Below are 20,420 nucleotides of genomic sequence, written 5' to 3'. Positions count from 1 at the left end.
GACGTTGCGGTCAGTGACGATGGCGCCACGGTCACCGGTTCCGGTGAGCCGGGCGCAACCGTGACGGTAACCGACCCGGATGGCACGGTGGTTGGTGAAGGCACTGTCGGCGACGGAGGTCAGTTCGAGGTCACGCTGGATACCCCGCAGGTGGATGGTGAAGCGCTGGAAGTGGTCCAGGCTGACCCGGCAGGCAATGCGTCGGAGCCCGCCACCGCGACTGCACCAGACAACACTGCGCCGGCGGCTCCTGCCGACGTTGCGGTCAGTGACGATGGCACCACGGTCACCGGTTCCGGTGAACCGGGCGCAACTGTAACCGTGACTGACCCGGATGGCACGGTAATCGGTGAAGGCACTGTTGGCGATGGTGGCCAGTTCGAGGTCACGCTGGATACCCCGCAGGTGGATGGCGAAGCGCTGGAAGTGGTCCAGGCTGATCCGGCAGGCAATGCGTCGGAGCCTGCCACAGCCACGGCACCGGATAATACCGCGCCGACTGTGTCGATGGATCCGCTGACCACCGACGATGTGACGCCGGCACTAAGCGGTACGGTGGATGACCCGGACGCGACCGTAACGGTCAGCGTGGATGGCACGGATTACGATGCCACCAACAACGGTGACGGCACCTGGAGTCTGGCGGACGACACCCTTGCGGCACTGCCAGTCGGCGATACTACCGTCACGGTGACGGCTGCCGATGCAGCAGGCAATGAAACGGCCGTGGATGCGACGATCACGATCTCCGACAGTGGCGGTGGGGTCACCGCCAGCCTGAGCTTCGATGATGGCGGTGACGAGCTGTTGAGTGCCACCGAAGCGGCCAATGTCACTCTGAGTGGTGAGTTGGAGCCCGGCAGCACTATCACCAGCCTGATCATCAGTGATGGCACCACCGAGGTTACAGTGGCCCCGGCGGATATCAGCATCGACGCGGACACCGGCGCGATCACGGTCGTTGGTCAGGATCTGAGCAGCCTGGTGGATGGCGAGATCACCGTCACCGCCGAGGGCACGGATGCTGCGGGCGGCGCTCTCTCGCTGACTGATACCACGACCCTGGATGCGACGGCACCGACCGTGGCACTGGATCCGTTGACCACCGGCGACGCGACGCCGGCACTGAGCGGTACGGTGGATGACCCGGATGCGACGATTACGGTCAGCGTGGATGGCACGGATTACGATGCCACCAACAACGGTGACGGCACCTGGAGCCTGCCCGACGATACCCTGGCGGCACTGCCGGAAGGGGATAACACCATTACCGTGACGGCCACCGATGCGGCCGGTAATGAAACGGCAGTGGACGCGACAGTGAGCGTGGACACTACCGGTCCCTCCGATGGCGATGGTCTCAACAGTATTGCCTTTGATGATGGCGGCGACGAGCTGCTGAGCGCCGATGAAGTTGCCAATGTCACCCTGAGTGGCCAACTGGAAGCGGGCAGCAGCATCACCAGCCTTGTCATCAGTGACGGCACCAATGAGATCACTGTAGCGGCCGCCGATATCACGGTAGATGGCGCGGGTGTGGTGACGGTCGCAGGGCAGGACCTGAGCGGTCTGGCGGATGGCGAGATCACCGTTACCGCCGAGGTCACGGATGCTGCAGGCAACACCGGTACCATCACCGACACCACCACCCTGAGTGTTACGGCCCCCGACGCTCCCACCATCGCTTTGGCTAACGATACAGGCGTCGCCGCTGATGACGGCATTACCAGCGATGGGGTTGTTAACGTCACAGACCTTGTAGCCGATGGCACATGGGAATACTCAACTGACGGGGGGGCGACCTGGGAGGCCGGTTCTGGCGGTAGCTTTGAGTTGCCGGAAGACAGTTACGCTGACGGTAATGTGCAGGTGCGCCAGAGTGATTCGGCTGGCAACATCAGTGCTGTTGCCTCACTTGGTGCGATAGTGGTCGATGCGACCGGCCCTGGACAGCCAACTCTGGCGATCGCCGAGGCGGATGACGGTCTAATCGACTCAGGGGAGATGGGCGATGGCATTCAGACCGAGGTAACGCTGGGGGCGAATACTGAAGCAGGGGATACCCTGACCCTGATGGTTGAAGACGGTGCGGGAAATACCGTCAACACTATCGATTACACCGTGACCGAAGACGACGTGGCGGATGGCGCCTCCAGCGTGACCATTCCCGTCTGGCTGGATAATGGCAGTTATAGCGTCACGGCCAGCGCTTCTGATGCGGCAGGTAATGTCTCGGCTGCTTCCGGCGCCGTAAGCTTTGATGTCGATGCTACCGCTCCGTTTGTCAACGTCAGCAGCAGCGGGCTGTTGGGCTTGATCGGTGTGGATGCCCTGGGGCTTGTCGATCTCAGCAACCAGGTGTTCTCGGCTTACGATCCGAACAATAATCTGCAATCCGTCACGATCGAAATGAGCACTGTACTTTCGATCACTCAGATATTGAGTCTGCTGGGGGTTGGTGAGGACTCCTTGAACTACTCGCAGGACCTGGCTAACGAATTGGGGTTGAACGTCGAATTCGAAGAAATGTTCATGCTGTTGGGCATAGGTAACCCTGCGACGCTGACAATCACTGCTGCGGATGGTGGCACCATCGACAATCTGGCCATTAACGAATTTCTGGCCACGGTAAGTATGGGAGGAGGCCTACTCGGAACCGACGTCAATGTGCTGCCAACCTTTGCTATCACGGGGACCGCTGCTGATGGGCAGTCGGGAACGGATACGGCAACTGAACTGGCTGATCTTAGCCTGCTGAACCCGAATAGCAGCTTCATCACGGAAGGTACCAGTGGTGCTGACACCCTTGAAGGTACAGATGATAGCGATCGCCTGTATGGCTATGAGGGCAACGACACTCTGATCGGCGGTGGGGGCAATGACATCCTGCGCGGCGGTGCTGGTGATGACACGCTGCAGATAAGCGATGACACCTTCATCATGGTCGACGGTGGCGATGGCTTCGATACCCTCGAACTGGATGGTGGCTTCGATCTGGATGTCACTCAGGTTGAGGGCAGCCTGGAGAATCTGGAGCGCATCGACCTGGTGGATGGTGATGCCGGTTCAACCCTGACGCTGGACGAGGACTCGGTCATCGAGCTGACCGATGCCGACAATATCCTGCAGATCGCGGGTGACGAGGCAGATACCCTCAATGCCTCGGGGGCCGCTGCTACCGGTAATCAGCAGACCATCGATGGTTCCGTCTATGCGGAATACTCGCTTGGCAGCACGACCTTGCTGGTCGACGAAACTGTCAACGTGGAGGTGGCCTGATCGGAAGAAACCGGAAGAGAGGTGGTGGAAGGCGCTTCGGCATAGCGCCTCTCTTCCGGACAGCCGTTCTTCAGCGAGGAAATCGTCTGTCGGGAAATAGCTGTCCGTCGGGAATGAGTGGTCTGTCGGGAATTCTGGTTGCTGCCATGGCGATGTCGCCTGGCAGCATTCAGGCCATGACGTTGTCCGAGGCAGTGAGCCGCGGGCTGGCCATCAACCCTGCAGTGATGTCAGCAGAGGCGGAGGCACGTAGCGTGGCGACGGAAGTTGATATCGCCAGGGACAGCTATTGGCCGTCCGTCAGCATGTCTGCTGGTCCCGAGAACGAGGTATTCGGTGAAATCGGTTACGACGTCACCGCCACCCAGGTGTTGTATGACTGGGGGCGCATCGCTGCTCAGGTGGACACGGCATCGGCGGAGCACCGTGAGAGCCTTGCTGCTCTCAAGGTCACCAGTGACGAAGTCGCACTCGATATCATCGAGCTGTATCTGGATGTCATCGCTGCGCAACGGCGTGTTGCCGTAGTGGAGGAATATCTTCAGCGTCTGGATGAGCTGGCGGCGATGACTCAGGAGCGAGATGTCAGTGGCTATAGCGACCGTAGTGAAAGCGAGCGGGCCAGCCTCGATCTGGCCCGGGCTCGGGAGCAGCTATCTATCGAGCGAGGCAGCCTGAGTGAAGCACAACGACAGCTGTCGGTGTTGTTGCAGCGCGAATTGCTGACGACTCAGGAACCCGTGCCGCATAGTGACCTGCTGGAGACACTGGAATCTCCCCAGGTGCTGGACGATGCCATTGCCGAGGCACCGGCTCTGAACCGGAGTCAGGCCGGCGTGGTGGCTGCAGAGGCGCAGTTGGATGAATCGCGTGCTGCGCTGAAGCCGCAATTGAATCTGGAAGGCTCTCTGTTGCGCCGTGAAATCGGTGGCCAGGTCGAAGATGACCAGGTCATCGCCTTGCGTGTGCGTATGGAACCGATCCAGGGCCTGTCCAACTGGCGTCGTGCCGAGGCGGCAACACAGCGAGTCGAGGCTTCAAAATACACCCATAGAGCGACCTTGATGGATCTGGAGCGTACTGTCAGCGGCCTGCTGGAACAGCGCGATGTATTGATGATGCGTCAGGATGTGCTGCAGCAGCAGGTGCGCAGCGCCGAGGGTGTGGCGGCCACCTATCGCGAACAGTTCGATGCCGGTCTTCGCGATGTAGCGGATCTGCTCAGTATCGAACGTGAACGTTTCGAGGCAGCTCGCCAGAGCGTGGACCTGAAGGTCGAACTCTATCGGCTGCAGTATCAAGCCGCTTCACAGTTGGGAATGCTGGATGCCGTAATGCCGGGCATACCAGCACACATGGCAGGAGACAGGAATGAATAGGCCATGAACAGGACGTCAGGTTTGAGGAGGTATGTGACTTGGGCCTTGATGCCGTGGAATGGCAGAGTGATATCGAGACAGACAGTCATCAAGGGCAGGGCGTTAGATAATCTCAGGAGACAGAAAAGCCGAGAACTCAGCGGTATCCGATGTTTTATGCGTCTGGATGTTCGGTTTCTTTACTATATGTAAAAGAGTTTTGAGTGGACCACATATCTCTATGCCTATGGCTTTGTCGAGAGAGGGATATATGCTGTAAGTGGTGCAGTTCTGATGTAAGGCGTTGTTTTTATGGAGAGTGTTGTGCTGCTGTTTTTTTGTTTGAATGACTGTGAATAGAAAGTCGCGATATAGGCTATTGCTCTTTGTTTTTCTGTAACCAAGTGTGTTTTTTTGGATTCCATATGTTTGTTTTATTGTTTTATTTGTTATTTCTTCATTAATACTGGCGTTATTGTAATTAACTGCATAAGCTGGTGCTTAAGTGTATTCAGAGTCGTATAGAAATCCATTTTCTACATCCAGGCTATTGAAATGAGTAGAAAATAACTACAAAAGGATTCGATGAATGAATATCAAGACCACGCCGCTTAATGCAGGGTTTGAAGAAGCAGCTTCCTGGACTTTAGTTGGAGATGTGGCTGTTCAAGAGCCTTCGAAAGTTCTGCTGGACCTTGCTCCAGCCAATATTCAACAGCTAACCAGAGACGGTTCCGATCTTGTCATCGAGACTGTGGACGGCCAGTCCATCAAGATCCTCGACTTTTATGTAGATAGTGGCTCTGGAACCAGCCAGCTCTACCTGGTGGATGAAAGCGGGGAAATAGTCTGGGCTCAACTGGGCCCGGCGGCAGCGGATGGAAGCGTTGCTGTGGCGAGCTATATCCCTCAGGGAGAGATGGCTGACTTCGCCATGGTGACTGCTGCAGAGCCATCATCTGATGATGGTGTAGCTGGGTGGGCAATCCTGGGGGCCCTCGGAGCTGCTGGCACCATCGCGGCTGTCGCCTCCGCGGGTGGAGGTGGCAGTAGCGGTGGTGGAAGCGATGCAGATACCACCGCCCCGGATGCTCCCGCCAATGTCGCGGTAAGTGATGATGGCACCACCGTCAGCGGGGATGGTGAGCCGGGCGCCACCGTGACGGTCACCGACCCGGATGGCGTGGTGATCGGTGAAGGCACGGTTGATGATGATGGTCAGTTCGTCGTCGAGTTGGATGAACCGCAGACCGATGGTGAAGCGCTGGACGTCACCCAGACGGATGCGGCGGGCAATGAGTCCGAGCCGACCAATGTGGTAGCTCCGGATACCACCACCCCGGATGCCCCCGCCAATGTCGTGGTAAGTGACGATGGCACCACCGTTAGCGGTGATGGTGAGCCGGGCGCAACTGTAACCGTGACCGACCCGGATGGCGTGGTGATCGGTGAAGGCACGGTTGATGATGATGGCCAGTTCGTCGTCGAGTTGGATGAACCGCAGACCGATGGTGAAGCACTGGACGTCACCCAGACGGATGCGGCGGGCAACGAATCCGAGCCGACCAATGTTGTTGCTCCCGATACCACCGCCCCGGATGTAACTCTGGACCCTCTGATTACCAACGACACCACACCGGCCTTGAGCGGCACGGTGGATGATCCGGACGCCACCATCACGGTCACCGTGGATGGCACGGAGTACGATGCCACCAACAACGGCGACGGTACCTGGAGTCTGCCTGACGACACCCTGGCGGAGCTGCCGGAAGGCGACAGCACCGTCACCGTGACAGCCACCGATGCGGCGGGCAATGAAACGGTCGTGGATGAGACAGTGACCGTGGATACCACCGGTCCCTCCGATGGCGATGGCCTCAACAGCATCGGTTTCGATGATGGTGGCGACGAGCTGTTGAGTGCCGACGAGGCGGCTAGCGTGACGCTGAGCGGCCAACTGGAGCCCGGCAATACCATCACCAGTCTGGTCATCAGTGACGGCACCAACGAGGTTATTGTCGCGGCGGCGGATATCAGTATCGATGCCGCGGGCGTGGTAACGGTTGTCGGCCAGGATTTGAGTAGCCTGGACGACGGCGAGCTCACTGTGACGGCCGAAGTCGAGGATGCGGCCGGCAACACCGGTACCATCACCGACACCACCACGCTGGATGCGACCGCGCCTGATGTGGCGCTGGATCCGCTGACCACCAACGACACCACACCGGCCCTGAGCGGCACGGTGGATGATCCGGACGCGACCATCACGATCACCGTGGATGGCACCGACTACGATGCCACCAACAACGGCGACGGTACCTGGAGTCTAGCCGACGACACCTTGGCGGCGCTGCCGGAAGGCGACAGCACCGTTACCGTGACGGCCACCGATGCGGCGGGTAATGAGGTCTCGGTGGATGAGACAGTTACTATCGACACCACTGGTCCCTCCGATGGCGACGGCCTCAACAGCATTGCCTTTGATGATGGGGGCGACGAGCTGCTGAGTACCGATGAGGCAGGCAGCGTGACGCTGAGTGGCCAACTGGAGCCCGGCAATGCCATCACCAGTCTGGTCATCAGTGACGGCACCGACGAGATCACCGTGGATCCGGCGGATATCAGCATCGATGCCGCGGGCGTGGTAACGGTGGCCAGCCAGGACCTGAGCGGCCTGGTGGACGGCGAGATCACCGTCACTGCCGAGGTCACGGATGCGGCCGGCAACACCGGCACCATCACCGATACCACCACGCTGGATGCGACTGCTCCTGCTGCGCCACTGATTGAGCTGAGCAACGATACCAATGTGGATGGAGATGGTATTACCAGTGATGGAAACGTCGCGGTGACTGGCATAGAGCCTGAAGCAAGTTGGGAGTTCTCGGTTGATGGTGGCACGACCTGGGAGCCGGGAGCCGGGGATAGCTTTGTCTTGCCAGAGGGTGTGTACGCCGAGGGTGACGTCCAGGCTCGCCAGACCGATGAAGCCGGTAATACCAGTGAACCAGGAGAGCTTGGAGCGGTGGAGGTGGACTCCACGGCACCTGCAGTGCCAGTGGTCGATGCCAGTGATGGAACTGTGCTGTCCGGCTCGGCGGAAGCGGGCACTACGATCAATATTGATGTCGATAACGACGGCAGCATAGATAGCACCGTTGTCGCCGATGCTGCGGGTAACTGGAGCGTTCTGTTTGATCCGGCACTACCCGATGCTACAGAGGTGTCCGTCACTGCATCCGATGAGGCTGGTAATACCAGCGATCCTGCGAGTGTCACGACCGATGTCGATCTCGCTGATACAACTCCGCCTTCTGCACCACTGATTTCTGCGGTTGATGATGTCGGTCCGGAAACGGGGGAATTGAGCAGTGGCGAGAGTACCGACGATCAGCAACCGACATTGATGGGTACGGCCGAAGCCGGCAGTATCGTGGAGGTATTTCAGGATGGCTTATCGATCGGCATAGCGACTGCCGATGCCGTCGGAAACTGGAGCCTCACCCCGGATGCTCTGGCTGAAGGTGACTATAGCTTTACTGCGGCGGCAACGGATGCTGTGGGGAATGTCAGCGTCGAAAGCAGTGCTTTCGAGCTGACCATCGATATTACTGCTCCGGATGTAACTCTGGATCCGTTGACTACCAACGACACTACGCCAGCCCTGAGCGGTACGGTGGATGATCCGGACGCGACCATCACGGTCACCGTGGATGGCACGGAGTACGACGCCACCAACAACGGCGACGGTACCTGGAGCCTGCCTGACGGCACCCTAGCAGAGCTGCCGGAAGGCGACAGCACCGTCACCGTGACGGCCACCGATGCGGCGGGTAATGAAACGGTCGTGGATGAAACAGTGACCGTGGATACCACCGGTCCCTCCGATGGCGATGGTCTCAACAGTATTGCCTTTGATGATGGCGGCGATGAGCTGTTGAGCGCCGACGAGGCAGCCAGTGTGACGCTGAGCGGCCAAGTGGAGCCTGGCAATACCATCACCAACCTGGTCATCAGTGACGGCACCAACGAGATCACCGTGGATCCGGCGGATATCAGTATCGATGCCGCGGGCGTGGTGACAGTCGCTGGCCAGGACCTGAGCGGTCTGGCCGACGGCGAGCTCACTGTGACGGCCGAGGTCGAGGATGCGGCCAGCAATACCGGCACCATCACCGACACCACCACGCTGGATGCGACCGCACCGACGGTGGCGCTGGATCCGTTGACCACCAACGACACCACACCGGCCTTGAGCGGCACGGTGGATGACCCGGATGCGACGATTACGGTCACAGTGGATGGCACCGACTACGACGCCATCAACAACGGTGACGGGACCTGGAGCCTGGCGGACGATAGCTTCCCGGCACTGGCGGAAGGCGACAACGATATTACCGTCACTGCGACGGATACCGCCGGTAATAGCCGCTCGGTGCCTGGCGTCGTGGTAGTCGATGTCACTCCGCCCGAGACCGGGGATGGCCTCAACAGTATTGCCTTCCTGGATGGTGACGGTGTCGTCGATGACGCCGAGGTCACCAGTGTTGCGTTGAGCGGCCAGGTGGAAGTAGACAGCACCGTCGATAGCATTGTGATCAGTGATAGCGACGATGCCACGGCAGATATCGTCGTTGATGCGGCGGATATCACGCTGGATCCGGATACCGGTGAGGTAACGGTGGAAGGTCAGGATCTGAGTAGCCTGACCGATGGTGGGCTTGTCGTCACCATGACGGTGACTGATGCCACAGGCAATACCGGTACGGTGACGGATACTTCCACGCTCAATGCGGTCGATGATGACCCTCAGGCATTCTCGACGGACACCAGCTTGCTGGGGCTTGTTGGGCTTGATGCGTTGGGCTTGCTTGATCTGAGTGACCAGGACCTGGCGGCCTACGATCAGGATGGTGATCTACGTGAGGTGGTGGTCACCAACAGTGCCTTGATTGGCGTGACTCTCGGCGCCATCGGCCTTGACTACTCAACCGCTCTTGCGGATGAACTGGGGTTATCCGTGGTTCCGGATTCCGATTCGGGGATACTTAATGTGCTCGGCCCCAGCTACTGGTTGACCATCACCGATGCTGGTGGTGGCGATATCGATAACCTGGCCATCAACGAGTTCCTGGCCACCGTGCACTACGCCAACAGTACGCTGGACCTTTCCCTGCTGGGTGGGACCGAAGTCGAGGTGACCGATAGCCGAGACGCCACGGACAGCGCGGACTCCGGTAGCCTGGTAGGTTTGACGCTACTTAGCCTGCAGAGCATGCCCGACTACATCCAGGAGGGCACCACTGGCGACGATACCCTGACCGGTGATGGAGGCCATGACCGCCTGTATGGCTATGAGGGCAACGACATCCTGATTGGCGGTGGAGGTAATGACATCCTGCGCGGCGGGGCTGGCGATGACACCTTGCAGATCGGCGATGACGGCTTTGTCATGGTCGACGGTGGCGATGGCTTCGATACCCTTGAACTGGACGGTGGCTTCGATCTGGATGCCACTCTGGTTCAGGGCGACATGCAAAACCTGGAGCGCATCGACCTGGTGGATGGTGATGCTGGTTCAACCCTGACTTTAAACGAGGAATCTGTGATCGAACTGACCGATACCGACAATATCCTGCAGATCGCGGGTGACGAGTCGGACACCCTGAATGTCTCGGGAGCTACGGCGACCGGCAATCAGCAGGACATCGATGGTTCCGTTTATGCGGAATACGACCTTGGCAGCACGACCTTGCTGGTCGACGAAACTGTCAACGTGGAGGTGGCCTGATCGGAAGAAACCGGAAGAGAGGTGGTGGAAGGCGCTTCGGCATCGCGCCTCTCTTCCGGACATCCGTTCTTCAGCGAGGAAATTGTCTGTCGGGAGATAGTTGTCCGTCGGGAATGAGTGGTCTGTCGGGAATTCTGGTTGCTGCCATGGCGATGTCGCCTGGCAGTATTCAGGCCATGACGTTGTCCGAGGCAGTGAGCCGAGGACTGGCCATCAACCCCTCGGTGATGTCAGCAGAAGCGGAGGCGCGTAGCGTGGCGACGGAAGTCGATATCGCCAGGGACAGTTACTGGCCTTCTGTGAGCATGTCTGCCGGTCCCGAGAACGCAGTATTCGGTGAAATCGGTTACGACGTCACCGCCACCCAGGTGTTGTATGACTGGGGGCGTATCGCTGCTCAGGTGGACACGGCGTCGGCGGAGCACCGTGAGAGCCTCGCGGCTCTCAAGGTCACCAGTGACGAAGTCGCACTCGATATCATCGAGCTGTATCTGGATGTCATTGCTGCACAACGGCGTGTTGCCGTAGTGGAGGAATATCTTCAGCGTCTGGATGAGCTGGCAGCGATGACTCAGGAGCGAGATGTCAGTGGCTATAGCGACCGTAGTGAAAGCGAGCGGGCCAGCCTCGATCTCGCCCGGGCTCGGGAGCAGCTATCCATCGAGCGAGGTAGCCTGAGTGAAGCACAACGGCAACTGTCGGTGTTGTTGCAGCGCGAGCTGCTGACGACCCAGGAACCCGTGCCGCATAGTGACCTGCTGGAGACACTGGAATCTCCCCAGGTGTTGGATGACGCCATCGCCGAGGCACCGGCTCTGAACCGGAGCCAGGCCGGGGTGGTGGCTGCAGAGGCGCAGTTGGATGAATCGCGTGCTGCGCTGAAGCCGCAATTGAATCTGGAAGGCTCTCTGTTGCGTCGTGAAATCGGTGGCCAGGTCGAGGACGATCAGGTCATCGCCTTGCGTGTGCGCATGGAGCCGATCCAGGGTCTGTCCAACTGGCGTCGTGCCGAGGCGGCAACACAGCGGGTAGAGGCTTCAAGGTACTCGCATCGGGCGACCCTGATGGATCTGGAGCGTACTGTCAGCGGGCTACTGGAACAGCGCGATGTATTGATGATGCGTCAGGATGTGCTGCTGCAACAGGTACGTAGTGCCGAGGGTGTGGCGGCCACCTATCGCGAACAGTTCGATGCCGGTCTTCGCGATGTAGCGGATCTGCTCAGTATCGAACGTGAACGTTTCGAGGCCGCTCGTCAGAGCGTGGACCTGAAGGTCGAACTCTATCGGCTGCAGTATCAAGCCGCTTCACAGTTGGGAATGCTGGATGCCGTAATGCCGGGCATACCAGCGCACATGGCAGGAGGTAGGAATGAATAGATCCGGGACAGGAAGCCGGGATCCATTGCGTGAAGGTCTGGTGCTGTTGTGTGAGCACCAGAACCAGACCAGCAGCGTCGCAGAACTGGGCGATGGTATGCCTCTTGAACAGGGGTGCCTGCCGCTGTCGCATGTGGCTCGGGCGATGGCAAGAGCCGGGATGAAGGCTCGGATGGTCGAGAGTCGGATAGAAACACTCAACGAGACATTGTTTCCCGTGCTGATCGAGCTCAACGATGATCGTTGGGTGGTGGTCGCGGCCCGCTCGAATGACCAATTCACCGTCTTGACGCCGGAAAGTGCTGGTGGCTGTGAAACCTGGCAGGAGAGCGAGCTCGCGGAGCGCCATACCGGCACGGTGGTAGTGGCTCGTCCACAGTTCAAGCCCGACCAACGCGCTGGCGACTATGCTCGGGAAGCACCGGGACACTGGCTCAAGACGCCACTGAAGGAGCGTCGTGGGATCTACGCAGAAGTGGGGGTGGCTGCATTGATGGCCAATCTGCTGGCCATCTCCACGGCGATATTCGCCATGCAGGTCTATGACCGGGTCGTCCCCAATGAGGCCTTCTCTACCTTGTGGATTCTCGCCAGTGGTGTGGCGCTGGCGGTGTTGCTGGAGTTTCTGTTGCGCAGCCTGCGAGCACACCTGCTGGATTCCACCGGCAAGGGGCTGGATCTGGAGCTGTCGTCACGGCTGTTCGACCAGGTGATGCAACTGCGTCTGGCGGCAAAACCGGGGTCGACCGGGGCCTTCAGCAGCCAGATTCGTGAATTCGAGTCCGTCAGGGAATTTCTGACCTCTGCCACGGTGGGGGCAATCAGTGATATTCCCTTCGTATTGCTGTTCCTGGGTGTGATCTTCTTCATTGGTGGCCCCATGGTCTGGGTGCCGATCGCTGCCATTGTATTGATGGTGGTACCGGGCCTGCTGGCTCAGGGGCGACTGTCCCGACTGTCGCGACAGAATCTTCGCGAAGGCGCGGTACGCCAGGGCGTTCTTCTGGAGTCGATCGAACATCTGGAGACGGTCAAGGCGACCCATGCGGAAGGTCGGCACCTCGCGCTCTGGGAGAACCTGTCCCGGGATCTGGCAGAAGCCGGTATGCAGCAGCGTAGCCTGTCAGCGCGCCTGGCCTATGCCGCCGCCACCGTGCAGCAGCTCACCTATGTCGGGGTAGTGATCGTCGGTGTTTACTTGATTGCTGCGGGTGAACTCACCGTCGGGGCATTGATCGCCTGCACCATTCTTACCTCGAGGACTGTAGCGCCGATGTCGCAGGTGGCCAACCTGCTGGCGCGCTGGCAGCACGTCAAGGTGGCCATGGAGGGGCTGGATGCCCTGATGGAAGCGCCGGTGGAACGTCCCCCGGGAAGAAATTTCGTCCGTAAGCCGAAACTCCAGGGCAACTATCAGCTGGAGAATGTGGCACTGTCCTGGCAGGAAGATGCTCCCGCAGCGCTGGCATTGGCGGCTCTGAGGGTGGATGCCGGTGAGCGGGTAGCACTACTGGGCGGCAATGGGTCCGGCAAATCGACCCTGTTGCGTCTCATGGCTGGATTGGTCGATCCTGGATCCGGCAGTGTGGTGCTGGACGACGTCCGCATGGAGCAGATCGACCCGGTGGATCGGCGACGGGCCATCGGCTATCTCCCCCAGGATATTGCCCTGTTCCATGGCACCCTGAGAGACAACCTGACTCTCGATGGCGGGGCACATGATGACGATGCTCTGCTCGAGGCGCTTAATGGCGTTGGGCTGGGCAAGTTCGTACGCCGTCACCCGCTGGGCCTGGATATGCCTATTGCCGGTAATGGCAGCCTCTCGGGAGGCCAACGCCAGGCCGTAGGGCTTGCCCGCGTCATCCTGCAGGACCCACGTATCGTGCTGATGGATGAACCCACGTCCGCTTACGACCAGACCAACGAGCAGCATGTGATTCACTTTCTCGAGTCCTGGCTCGAGGGGCGAACCCTGCTGGTATCGACACACAAGAAGTCGCTGTTGTCATTGGTCACAAGAGCGGTTGTTCTGAAGGACGGCAAATGTGTCATGGATGGCCCGGTGAATTCTGTTGTCAACGGCAACCGGGTGGAAGTCTCTGCCTCGCGTGATGCGAGACAGCGCCTCAATACAGTGAACCAGGATAAGGAAGATCGCCGCGATGTCGATGCAGGCTACACAACAGCACCTGGCAACTGAAAAGCAGGCCCTTGAGCAGCTTCGGCCGAAGGCAGGGCCACGTCGACTATCGCATCCGGTGCTTTGGCTGTGCGTATTGATCATTCTCGGTTTTGTGGCCTGGGCTTCCTGGGCCACGATCGAGGAAGTGACGCGTGGAGATGGCCGGGTAGTGCCATTGTCCCGAATGCAGACGATCCAGAGTCTTGAAGGGGGCATCCTCGCTGAGCTGCTGGTGAGACGAGGGGACGAGGTCGCGCGTGGGCAGCCGTTGCTGCGTCTCGACGATACACAGTTTCGCAGTGCCTGGCGTGAGACACTCAGTCAGACTCAGGTGCTGCGCGCGGCCATTGCGAGACTCGAAGCGGAGGTTCTTGAGCAGGAGAGTATCGAGTTTCCCGACACCATTGATCCCGATAGTGAGCTGGCCCGGTCCGAGCGTTCACTGTTCGAGGCACGCCGTTATCGTCTGAAAGAGGCGGAACGCTCGATTCAGAACGAGATGGCGGTCACACAGCAACAGATCAACATCCTCCAGCCATTGGTGCAGAGGCGTTCGGTCAGCGAAATGGAGTTGCTGAAGCTTCAGCAGTCTGTTGCCTCCCTGGCGGGAAAGCTGGCCGAGATGCGCAACACCTATGTCCAGGATGCCTACTCCGAGCTTTCCAGCAAGCAGGCTGAGTTGTCTGCCATGGAACAGACCCTGCTGCAGAGAAATGATCAGTTGCTGCGTACCGAAATCCATTCCCCAGTGAATGGCCGGGTCAATGAGGTCATGATCAACACGGTGGGCGGTGTCATCCAGCCAGGTGATCCAATCATGGAGATAACACCGCTGGAGGATCAATTGCTGATCGAAACGCGTATTCGTCCCGAGGACGTGGCCTTCATTGCGCCAGGTATGCCGGCCAGCGTCAAGATCACCGCCTACGACTACACGATCTATGGCGACCTGTCAGGTACCGTTGAGCAGATCAGTGCCGATACCATCGAGGAGGAAACGCCACAGGGCAAGAAATCCTTCTATGAGGTGCTGATACGTACTGACGAAGCCCATCTGGAAAGGAAGGGAGAACGTCTGGACATTCGCCCTGGCATGGTGGCGCAGGTGGATATTCAGACCGGAGAGCGGACTCTGCTCAGCTATCTGTTGAAGCCGTTGGTGAAAGCCAAGCTTTATTGAAGGAAAGCTATGCCGGCGGACATCATGTCTGGAATATAACGGATGTCCCCTGGTGTCTGGTATCCGACACTTGTCAGCAGCCAGGCGTTGAATACGGCAATGCCCCGCGTATCGCGGGGCATTGCCGTATCAGGAATCAGCCACTGTTGTTACGAGGCGTGCACCTGTCCTGGAGCCGAGCTGTCCTGCTGGGTACCTGACTGTGGCTTGACTCTCCAGATGGCGATGTTGGCGTAGCCATAGAAGATGGATATGGCGATGACCAGCATGTGATACCAGAGAAACGGCAGATAGCTGAGGGTCGATACGCCAAGGGTCGTGGCCATGAATACACCTCCATCGGTCCATGGCACCATGGGGGTGGTGATGGTGCCCCCGGCTTCGGCGTTGCGGGACAGGACTCGGCGGTCCACTCCCTGGTCATCATAGTTCTTCTCGGTAATGGTGCTGGCGGTAATCAGCGAAACATAAGCAGCGCCACCGAAGAAGTTACCGAAGAAACCTCCCAGCATGGTGGAGATCGTCAGGCGGCCCGGGTTGTTGGCCCAGCGCAGGAAACCATTGCTGATCGCCTGAAGAATGCCTACTCGCTTCATCAAGCCGCCAAGGCCAAGAGCGAAAAGGATCAAGGCCACCACTCCCAGCATGGACTCGATACCCCCGCGGTTGAGCAGCGTGTTGAGAAATTCGACATCCGACTGCATGGCATTGCCGACATAGGCAATGTTGATGGATTGGACGGGGTCAACACCCTGAACCCACCAGGCACAGAGACTGCCCAGTAGCGCGCCGAAGGTGATGACCGGTATAGCAGGGTAGCGCCGAGTCAGCAGAATGATGACAACAGCGGCGGGCAGGAGCAGCCAGGGAGTGATGGTGAAGTGGCTCTGCAGTGCCTCCATGGCGATAGCGGTACGAGAGGTATCAACACCGTCGCTGATATAGAAGAAACCGACAACGATGAACAGGACTGAGGCAATCAGGATTGCCGGAGCACTTACCCACATCATCGAACGTATATGGTCCACCAGGTTGACCTTGCAGAGAGAGGCGGTCATCACCGTGGTGTCCGAGAGAGGGGACATCTTGTCGCCAACGTAGGCGCCGGAAATGACGGCCCCCGCGACGAGTGGCAATGGAATACCGAAGCTATGCCCTATCCCCATCATGGCCACCCCAGCGGTTCCTGCGGTACCAAAGGAAGTGCCGGTCGAAAGGGAGGTGAGGGCACAGATCATGAATGCGGCAAACAGGAATATCTGAGGGTTCATGACCGTCAGGCCGTAGTAGATGATGCTGGGTACAATCCCTCCGGCAATCCAGGTCCCGATCAGAGCACCTACGGTGGTCAGGACGAGTACAGCCTCCATGCCATTGTGAATTCCATCGATCAATCCTCGCTGCATGCTGTCATAGGGAACCTTCAGGCGCAGGCCCAGCGCCATCACCAGAAACCACGAGGCAAAAAGCGCCAGCTGGATAGGAAGCTGAAGGACATTGATACTGAGAAACATGATGGCGATGAAGCCGATCATTATCGCCATGACTTCTGTCATGGTCGGTAGTCTTGAAGAACCCATGGGGGATGTCATGATCTCTCCTTTTGGAATTGTTGTCCGAGTGATGCTGCAAGGGCGAGGTCAGGCAAATCGATTTGCCTTGTAGTACTCCAGGTCGGGCAGGGGGAACGTTGCCGGAGTCTCTCCATCGGTTGCCAGTTGGGTGATGATCTCGGCGGTTACCGCCGCCTGGGTCAGGCCAAGGTGGTGATGGCCGAATGCCAGTAGTACCTTGCCGTCCTTGACGGAATCGATGATCGGCAGTGAGTCGGGAAGTGAAGGACGAAAGCCCATCCAGGCTGTCGCCGAACCAGCATCCAGTTCCGTCTTGAACAACCCCTGACTGAGCGGGTGCAATTGCCATGCGCGTTGCATGTTGGGAGACTGCTTGAGGCCAGCAAACTCGACGGTCCCTGCCAGTCGCAGGCCCTCCTCCATGGGGGTCATGATGAAGCGACGCTCGAGTGAGGTGACGGCCACCGGCAAGCGGTTCTGCTCACCTGGCAGCATCAGGTGATAGCCGCGTTCGGTGTCCAGAGGTACTCGAACGCCGGCCAATGCTTTTGCCAGAGACGCCGAGTGGGCGCCACAGGCCAGCACCACCTTGTGTGCTCTGATCTGTCCTGACTCCGAGGTCTGCAGGGTGACTCCCTGATCGTCAACCTTCCCTGTCAGCACTTCATTCCTCGTGAACTGCACGCCATTGTGGCGAGCGGCCTCGACCATGGCGTTGACAACGCGCCAGGGATTCACCACATGTGCCGTGTCCGGAAAGAAGAGTCCACCCCTGATGCGTTGCGAGAGTTGGGGGGCCAACTGTCGAATGGCATCGCCCTGCCAATGTTCCACGTTGACCTGCTGCTCGAGCATTCGTGTGTGGAGTGCATCAATGTCGTGGCGGGTATCGGCCCGTTCGTGGATCAGGAAGGAGCCCTGATCCTTGAGAAGATGGGAGTGATCAATGGATGCCAGCAATGCGCGCCAGGTACTCAGGCTTGATTGATTGAGCGCGCGGATTCCCGCGACCGTCTTTCGGTAAGGGGTCTTGCGCAGATTCCAGAGCAGGCGTGAAAACCAGGGGATTGCTCTGGGGAAGTAGCGCCAGTCAAGACGAAGTGGGCCCAGAGGATCCATCAGCATCCCGGGCAGACGCTTGAGTATTGAGGCATCGGCGATAGGAAATATCTGCTCTGTCGCCATGTGTCCTGCATTGCCCCAGGAAGCTCCCATTCCGGGATCGTTCTGGTCGATAACCAGCACGCGAAAGCCTCTCCGGCTCAGCATCAGGGCACATGCGGTACCTATCACACCAGCGCCGATAATAGCGATGTCAGCATCATTGCCAGAGAGGCCGCCTGGTGAGGGAGACACTTGCATATGGAGTCCTTGGTCTTATTTTTGTCGATTGTATAAAATATAAGATATGCCGTGATCGGGATCAATATGAATATCAATCCGCGTCGGAAACCAGAGTCGGAAACCAGAGTCGGAAACCAGAGTCGGAAACCAGAGCCGGAAACCAGAGTCGGGACCCGTCAGGTACAGGCCATACTGGCCGGAGAAATCAGAAAGATGGGCTGTGGTGGTGCCGGGAGTGAGGATACAGGTCGTCGAAGAGTGACAAGACAGCAGGGGAGTGCAGAGAGGCGCCAGGACAGGGTGTCAGTTTCCTCAGGCAGGGTCGCTCATACCCTGTAGTGACGAGTAACGGCGATCTGCACAGAACCACAGTCCCTCCATGTCCCGATGCACTGGGCCAGGGAGGGAATATGGCCTGGAAGGAAGATGGCCAGAATCAGCACTGCTCTGTCAGTGTGGTGCGTTCTTCCAGAACCGCCACGATACCTTCGCATGCTTCCTGAATATGGGTTTTCAGCAGCTCACAGGCTTGTTCGACATCACCCCTGCGAGCCAGTTCGAGAAGCCCATGATGCTCCCTTTCTGCTTTCTCTATTTCCTGGGTATAGAGCAGCTGCATGCGGATATAGCGATCCGACTTGGTGTTCAACTGGCTGATGATGGCGAGCGTCTCGGGCAGCTCGGAAGGTGCATAGAGCGCATGATGAAAGGCGAAGTTGTACTCGCTCCAATTACCGATCTCGCCCCCTGAGTCCAGAGCCTTGTCGTACTTCTCGAGAATATCTTCCGCCTTCTTCAGATCGGCATCCGTCAAACAGTCGATGGCACGACGGAGAGTATGCGTCTCGAGCAGAATGCGCAGTTCGAACAGCTCGCGAATCCTGGCCACGGACAGTTCAGTGGTGAAGGCGCCGCGGTGAGGGTGGAACTCCACGAGCCCTTCGGACTCGAGGGTCAGAAGGGCTTCGCGAACGGGAATTCGGCTGACATCATAGTCGCTGGCCAGGGCATCCTGTCGGAGTTGTGTGCCGCCCTGAAACTCGCCGCCAAGAATGCGTCCACGCAGGTCGTCGGCAACGAATTGTGCCCGTGTCTTGTAGGTGGCCATGGCCCGCGTTCCCCCAGGCAAGTAGTTTTGCACATTGTATACAAACTACAATGAAAGTCCATGTAGCCGTGCCTTCAGGACCCTGGAAGCTGGGGCGGGCCACTATCTCGAATGGGGCGGCAGGGTGTTCAGTTCTGCTGCTGCATTACTGATCTAGAGATGCCGACCACTGGGTATACCACTCGCGAAAGAGCTGATATTGCGTTTCGGCGTATCTACGTTGTGCGTTGCTCAGCGCATCCGTCTCGTTGAAATGCAGGGAGTACTCCTTGTCACCGTTGAGCACCATGAGGTGCTTGTAGTAGAGAACGAGGTCCGGTCCTTCATCGAAGGACGACAGCACCCCCAATGCTGACTCGAGTTCCAGTGCAAGTCGGCGTGCCTCGACATCACCCCGTGCTGCCTGTTTGCAGAGTGACACCAGATGCAGCACTTCTCGTGGCAGGGCGTTGCCGATGCCGGTGATGGCGCCAGTGGCCCCACAGTTGACGAATCCATGAAAGACATTGGTGTCGACGCCCACCATCAAGGTGATGTCATCGTCCTGTGAGGTGATGTTCTCCGCTGCATATCGCAGGTCGCTGGCCCCACCGAACTCCTTGAAGCCGATCAGGTTGGGGTGTTGGCGACGCAGTTCGAAAAACAGGTCGGCACGGGTGGCAAAACCATAGTAGGGGCTGTTGTAGATCACCGCCGGGAGTTGGGGAGCCGCGTCGAGGATGGCCGAGAAGTGGGCTCTCTGAGCGACAACGGAGGTTCCTCGAGACAGCACGCGAGGAATCACCATCAACCCCTGAGCCCCCACTTCGGCGGCATGCGCGGCATGGGATACGGCCTCTCTGGAGTTGACGGCGCCGGTACCGACAATGGTGGGAATACCTGCTTCAACCAGCCGTGCGACGCCCTGCTGGCGCTGTGCTTCCGTCAGTAGTGGCCAGTCCCCCATGGATCCACAGTAGACGACGCCACTCATACCGATATCGATGAGCTCCTGTCCCTTGGCGACCAGGGCGTCATAGTCCGGTTGGCGGTCTGAGTTGCAGGGAGTCATGAGAGCAGGAATACAGCCTGTGAAGATGGTGTCATTCATCTATCTGGTCCTTTTGGTCCGTGGTTTCATTGCGTGGCAGTCTGCCCGAGCTCACCGTGGTGGATGGGCAGTGGAAGGTTCCTGTCGGTCTGTTTACTCGGCTTGGTGCGAGCCTGTTGCAGAGCTTTATCG

The 20,420-nt window shown here is 58.7% G+C and carries 10 protein-coding genes; 6 read left to right on the top strand and 4 right to left on the bottom strand.

Annotated elements, in window-relative coordinates:
• From BUE38_RS05655 to BUE38_RS05630, 6 genes are all read left to right on the top strand, one after another.
• Positions 1–3,279 (top strand): Ig-like domain-containing protein (locus tag BUE38_RS05655; RefSeq protein WP_200802141.1); only part of this gene is annotated, 3,279 nt, incomplete at its 5' end.
• A gap of 146 nt (positions 3,280–3,425) precedes the next feature.
• Complete coding sequence (locus BUE38_RS05650) at positions 3,426–4,658, top strand: TolC family protein (protein ID WP_159438855.1); 1,233 nt, start codon at positions 3,426–3,428, stop codon at positions 4,656–4,658.
• A 637-nt stretch (positions 4,659–5,295) separates the two neighbouring features.
• Positions 5,296–10,428 carry an Ig-like domain-containing protein gene (locus tag BUE38_RS05645; RefSeq protein ID WP_159438854.1) on the top strand — a complete coding sequence of 1,711 codons (5,133 nt, stop codon included), beginning with the start codon at positions 5,296–5,298 and terminating at the stop codon, positions 10,426–10,428.
• A 146-nt stretch (positions 10,429–10,574) separates the two neighbouring features.
• The gene (locus BUE38_RS05640) at positions 10,575–11,807 is read left to right on the top strand and encodes a TolC family protein (RefSeq protein ID WP_159438853.1); all 1,233 of its coding nucleotides are present in this window, start codon (positions 10,575–10,577) and stop codon (positions 11,805–11,807) included.
• On the top strand, positions 11,800–14,010 hold the full coding sequence (locus BUE38_RS05635; protein ID WP_084541743.1) for a type I secretion system permease/ATPase: 2,211 nt from the start codon (positions 11,800–11,802) through the stop codon (positions 14,008–14,010). Before BUE38_RS05640 ends, BUE38_RS05635 begins: the two co-directional genes overlap by 8 nt.
• Positions 13,973–15,172: an HlyD family type I secretion periplasmic adaptor subunit gene (locus BUE38_RS05630; RefSeq protein ID WP_234986787.1), complete on the top strand. Its 1,200-nt coding sequence runs from the start codon at positions 13,973–13,975 to the stop codon at positions 15,170–15,172. Before BUE38_RS05635 ends, BUE38_RS05630 begins: the two co-directional genes overlap by 38 nt.
• 149 nt (positions 15,173–15,321) lie before the next feature.
• Here BUE38_RS05630 and nhaC read toward each other — a convergent pair whose 3' ends face one another.
• The 4 genes from nhaC to BUE38_RS05610 form a co-directional block, all read right to left on the bottom strand.
• The gene (nhaC, locus tag BUE38_RS05625; protein ID WP_073434041.1) at positions 15,322–16,764 is read right to left on the bottom strand and encodes a Na+/H+ antiporter NhaC; all 1,443 of its coding nucleotides are present in this window, start codon (positions 16,762–16,764) and stop codon (positions 15,322–15,324) included.
• Between the two features lie 48 nt (positions 16,765–16,812).
• The gene (locus tag BUE38_RS05620; protein WP_073434040.1) at positions 16,813–18,108 is read right to left on the bottom strand and encodes an NAD(P)/FAD-dependent oxidoreductase; all 1,296 of its coding nucleotides are present in this window, start codon (positions 18,106–18,108) and stop codon (positions 16,813–16,815) included.
• Between the two features lie 418 nt (positions 18,109–18,526).
• On the bottom strand, positions 18,527–19,198 hold the full coding sequence (locus BUE38_RS05615) for a GntR family transcriptional regulator (protein WP_073434039.1): 672 nt from the start codon (positions 19,196–19,198) through the stop codon (positions 18,527–18,529).
• 145 nt (positions 19,199–19,343) lie between these two features.
• A complete protein-coding gene (locus tag BUE38_RS05610) occupies positions 19,344–20,288 on the bottom strand; it encodes a dihydrodipicolinate synthase family protein (protein WP_073434038.1) in 945 nt (314 codons plus the stop codon).
• Between the last annotated feature and the right edge of the window lie 132 nt (positions 20,289–20,420).

Origin of the sequence: Halomonas cupida, from assembly GCF_900142755.1 — a bacterium.
Classification (GTDB): Bacteria; Pseudomonadota; Gammaproteobacteria; order Pseudomonadales; family Halomonadaceae; genus Halomonas; species Halomonas cupida.
Note: the sequence above shows the minus strand (reverse complement) of the source record. Positions and strands in the feature narration are given on the sequence as shown.